At 40.2% G+C, this 3,468-nt stretch carries 5 protein-coding genes; 1 reads left to right on the top strand and 4 read right to left on the bottom strand.

The genetic code is table 11. The features are described from left to right. The coding region (locus QM629_RS02525) for a hypothetical protein (RefSeq protein WP_415156862.1) at positions 1–212 on the top strand (212 nt) is incomplete at its 5' end. Between the two features lie 379 nt (positions 213–591). Here QM629_RS02525 and QM629_RS02530 read toward each other — a convergent pair. The 4 genes from QM629_RS02530 to QM629_RS02545 all read right to left on the bottom strand — a co-directional run bounded on the left by QM629_RS02530 (position 592) and on the right by QM629_RS02545 (position 3,196). Next, the gene (locus QM629_RS02530) at positions 592–1,128 is read right to left on the bottom strand and encodes a DUF6691 family protein (protein WP_415156864.1); all 537 of its coding nucleotides are present in this window, start codon (positions 1,126–1,128) and stop codon (positions 592–594) included. Between the two features lie 9 nt (positions 1,129–1,137). Then, a complete protein-coding gene (locus QM629_RS02535; RefSeq protein WP_415156866.1) occupies positions 1,138–1,701 on the bottom strand; it encodes a YeeE/YedE family protein in 564 nt (187 codons plus the stop codon). 21 nt (positions 1,702–1,722) lie between these two features. Beyond that, complete coding sequence (locus tag QM629_RS02540; protein WP_415156868.1) at positions 1,723–2,508, bottom strand: sulfite exporter TauE/SafE family protein; 786 nt, start codon at positions 2,506–2,508, stop codon at positions 1,723–1,725. Positions 2,509–2,575: 67 nt separating this feature from the next. Then, a complete protein-coding gene (locus QM629_RS02545; protein WP_415156870.1) occupies positions 2,576–3,196 on the bottom strand; it encodes a Crp/Fnr family transcriptional regulator in 621 nt (206 codons plus the stop codon). Positions 3,197–3,468 lie beyond the last annotated feature (272 nt).

A 3,468-nucleotide genomic window follows, 5' to 3' on the forward strand; every position in this document is an offset into this window, starting at 1 on the left:
AAAATGCTGTTTATATTTTCAAAAGCGATGGCTGGAATTCTTATGATATGTTTAATCCCATGATTTATGTGGATGGGAAATTGATGACAATTGATGAAATTAATGCTGCTTATTCTAAAAAAGATGTTTTGTCTGTAACTTCTAAGAATAAAAATGAAGTGGATATTGCAACTTCAAAAAATACAAAAACAGATATGCAAAATAAACGGTGAGTTAATACCCCTGGTGAGATGTTCAGATAAAGGCATATAGCGGTCTTCGTTGCCTTTGCTTTGCACGATATGTAGCAGCCTGCGGTCAAGTAAAAAATATCTTTCAAACGAAGATTGCGCACTTCCTGCAGCGAAGCCCGTAAATAGTATGTTTAAAATAGGTTTGAGAGGGTGTTTTGCTGCGTTGCTGCAGTCCTTTGCTTACTAATATGAATGTTTCTTTGTCAATGGTTGTATTTATTGTTTCAATTATTTGCGATAATGATGTGGACTTTAAAATTCAGAAAAAATAACCCCTATCTTTTAGGGTGCTTGCGAAATTACAAAGTTTAGCCTGGTTTTGTTAAGTTAATGACATTGCCCATCAGTTCATAAACCATTAATGCGGCAGCTTATCCCTCAGTTTCCCATATACCCACGTGCCGGCCACAGCGCTTGCAATTACCACTGCAATCACCGTAAAACCGGCGCCCAGTTGTGCAAACAGCGGCCCGGGGCAGGCGCCCGTCATCGCCCAGCCAAAGCCAAAAGTTAAACCGCCGATAATTTGCCCTTTATTAAATTTTTTTGGCGCGAAGTGAATGGTTTCGCCATACATGGTTTTAATGTTGAATTTTTTTATCAGCCATACAGAAATTATCCCGGTTGCCACCGCCGTGCCTATAACGCCGTACATGTGGAAGCTTTGCAGCCTGAACATCTCCTGTATCCGGAACCAGGAAATTACTTCAGATTTTACCAGCGCAATCCCAAATAAAATACCGGCCATAAAATATTTAAAATTAAACCACCAGGGATGCTGCGATTCGCTTTCGTTTATGCAGGAAGTATCTTCAGAGCGCACTTCGTAATCGGTAATAAAATCAATGGAAGATGTTTTTATAATCGTGTTTTTGTTTTGTTCAGCAGTATTCATAATCATTATTTATAAAGAAAGAATATAAGGCAGGATAAGATTGGCCATTATAAAACCGCCTGTCATAAAACTGATGGTGGCAACAAGCGATGGCCACTGCAGGTTGCTTAAGCCCATTATGGCATGGCCGCTGGTGCAGCCGCCCGCATAACGTGTTCCGAAGCCAACAAAAAAGCCGCCAATAATAAGCAATACAAAACCTCTTACAGATAATAATGCAGGCCAGCTAAAAAGTTCTGATGGCAACAGCCCGGATGTATCGTGTATGTTATAATTGTTCAGTTCTGATAATAATGCCGGGCTTACCTGTACCGGGTTTGGATCAGTGAGAAAATGTGCCGCAATAAAACCGCCGGCTATTATACCCGCGGCAAAAAACAGGTTCCATATTTCTTTCTTCCATTTGTATTGAAAGAATTGAATGTTTGCCGGAAAACAGGCTGCGCATATATGCCGCAGGTTGGCCGATATGCCAAAAGATTTATTGCCGGCAATTAATAAAACGGGAACCATCAAACCAATTACAACGCCCGATACATACCAGGGCCATGGCTGCTTTAATAATTCAATCATTGTATATGTTATTTATTAAAATTAACTGAACAAGGCTTCCCTGAAAATGATATAAATACCCATTGTCAGCACAAACCAGCCAAATACTTTCTTAAGCTTTTCACCATCAATTTTTTTGCTGAATAAACCGCCGATAAAAATGCCGGCAACAGCCATTGCAGAAACCGTTAAAAGAAACAACCAGTCTGTTTTATGATGGCCTATATCGCCCGCAAAACCCATAAGTGAATTTAAGGCAATAATAAGCAACGATGTGCCTATGGCTTTTTTCATAGGCAGGTGCAGCAATAAAACCAATGCGGGTATTAAAAGAAAACCACCGCCGGCACCAAGAAACCCTGTAACCAGCCCGATACCGGTTCCATATAATATTAATACGCCGATATGCTTTTTACCGTAAGAGTGATGATCGGTTACTTTATTGGTCATCATAGAAAACGATGCAGCCAGCATTAAAATGCCAAACAATATCATTGTAAGCACAGAGAATTTAAAACTGAAGCTGCCCATGATGATATGTTCGGGAATGTTTGGAATGATAAGCTTCCTGATGATAAAAACGGTAATGATGGATGAAATGCCGAATAATAATGTTGTTCGAAAATCAACAAGGTTTTTACGCCAGTTATTAAATGCACCGATTAAACTGGTTGACCCAACAATAAATAAAGAATAGGAGGTGGCGAGAATAGGAGACACGCCAAACAAATATACCAATACGGGAACGGTAAGAATAGAACCGCCGCCGCCTGTTAATCCCAGTGAAATGCCAATAAATAAAGAAGCTATATAGCCTGCAATGTGCATGCAGCAAAATTGCAGCTATGTTTTTATCTGCCAAGTGATATTTATCACACAGCGGTATTAATTTTTCTTATCCATTCAATGGAATTTCTGTTAAGCCTGAAAGCCCTTTGGCTTCCATTTTTTTTAATAAACGGCTTATTACTTCACGGGAAGAGTTAAGATCTCCGGCAATATCCTGGTGCGTTAATTTTAAGACAGGACCAAATTGCGCTACCTGTTTTCTCAAATAAAATTCAAGGCGTTCATCCATATTTGAAAAAGCAACTGCATCAATGGTTTTAAGCAGTTCTTCAAAGCGGTTGCGGTAAGAAGTTATTACAAATTCATACCAGCTTTTATAGTGGCTCAGCCATTTATCCATCAATTCCAGCGGAATGGTTAGCAGTGTTGCATTGGTAACAGCCCTTGCCATCACCTCGCTTGTTTCCTGTTTATAGGCACAAACCAGCGATAGGGAACATGCCTGCCCTGCATTAAGATGGTAGATAAAAAATTCATTGCCGTCATCATCTTCACGGTACAGCTTTATAACGCCTTCAAGAATCAATATCACAGAACGTATATGCTGGCCAACCCGCAGCAAGGGTTCACCTTCTTTTACGTAACGCAGTACACCATGCTGCAGCATTTCTTCATAAAGCGCATCTTCAAAACCGGGAAACAATTTTTTCAGCAAAGGTTTATCCATTGTGCAAAATTATGATGAGGGATGAATCAGCATAGTAAATTATAGTAAACACCGGATAAATTTATGCATTGGCGATTTGTACTTGCTTTATCAGATGGCAAGATTAATTCTCGTTCCTGCCCGTCATTCCCGCGCAGGCGGGAACCTGCTTTTAAGCTTAAAAGCAATCAAAATTATTATTAACTTTTAAATGGGGGCGTATTTCAAATTTTCGCAGGCGGTGGGACACCCACCTGTAGAACCCGCTTCCGGTCGGTGTCTCACCGACCGGA

It is taken from the genome of Parafilimonas sp., assembly GCF_047606085.1.
In the GTDB taxonomy this organism is placed as follows: Bacteria; Bacteroidota; Bacteroidia; order Chitinophagales; family Chitinophagaceae; genus Parafilimonas.

Coding starts and splice junctions, on each gene's coding strand:
- QM629_RS02530 (WP_415156864.1), bottom strand. CDS start 1,128: ATGAATACTGCTGAACAAAACAAAAACACGATTATAAAAACATCTTCC.
- QM629_RS02535 (WP_415156866.1), bottom strand. CDS start 1,701: ATGATTGAATTATTAAAGCAGCCATGGCCCTGGTATGTATCGGGCGTT.
- QM629_RS02540 (WP_415156868.1), bottom strand. CDS start 2,508: ATGCACATTGCAGGCTATATAGCTTCTTTATTTATTGGCATTTCACTG.
- QM629_RS02545 (WP_415156870.1), bottom strand. CDS start 3,196: ATGGATAAACCTTTGCTGAAAAAATTGTTTCCCGGTTTTGAAGATGCG.